Here is a 950-nt window from a genome sequence, read left to right on the forward strand (position 1 = left end):
CGAATGAGTTATTTAAAGGAATACCCACTCATTTGCTTCGTTCATTACGGTGTTGCGCTTAATATGTGAATCCAAGTTAGTTAATATTATTTTAAAAAATTTCTGATGAAAAACAGTGAAATTTTCTGATTTATTGACTTAATAATCACGATAAGAAAATAGTTTATGGAATTGTTCGAAAGCTGCTATCTGGTTATCCAGATTGATAAAATATGAAGATTGCCATTTTTGCGTTTGAATCGCTTGTTTTGAAATAGGGGATACCCAAGATGGATAAATTCGTATGGCTCTTTTTCCTGCTTTAGCCTGAGTGGAAAAAATACCTTTTTTAAGCAGAATATGAATGTTGAACAAAAAAATACCTTTTTGGTTACCGGAGTGTGTTGCAATCATGCAGAAATCGATATTATCCCTTTGCTCAAAGGGCATGATTTCTGAGTCAGGAGTAGGTCTTTTCCATAGTGTGACAAATTGTCCCATTTTATTCGGTGTTGTCTTTGCTTGGCGGAAAACTATCGCTTTACCATTAATCCCAAAGCGCATGGCACTGTATTCATGGCTTTCTTTTTCTTGGTAGGGAATGGCACTGAATTGAAATCCAGCGGGGCGTAAGAAGGATTTTTCTATTTCAGTAAAGGAATTAGGAATATTATCTGTATCTGATGGTAATGACCAACTACCATTTTCTAATGGTAACAAGTTATACTCCTTTATTTACTTTAATTAATAAATTGTGTGGTTTGTTATTCTAACTTAAATTATATATTTCTTTATTTTATTGTGATTATTATAACTTAAAAATTAAATGAATTTCAATGGAAATAAATATTCTATTTGTGGGTTAATTCATAATTAAACCTGAGTGTAATTTAGTATATATACGCAATTAACTTGAAGAGGCGGGTTTTAAAATCTGGAAGTTATCAGTCAACCGAGTGGTGAGCTCTTTC

Annotated in this window: 1 protein-coding gene; it reads right to left on the bottom strand. The window is 32.3% G+C overall.

Going from position 1 to position 950, the window contains the following annotated elements:
* Positions 1–138 precede the first annotated feature (138 nt).
* Entirely contained in the window at positions 139–699 is a 561-nt protein-coding gene (locus tag NXS07_RS20330) for a MepB family protein (RefSeq protein WP_258087555.1), read from the bottom strand.
* Positions 700–950 lie beyond the last annotated feature (251 nt).

The organism is Xenorhabdus bovienii, from assembly GCF_024721015.1.
GTDB lineage: Bacteria > Pseudomonadota > Gammaproteobacteria > Enterobacterales > Enterobacteriaceae > Xenorhabdus > Xenorhabdus bovienii.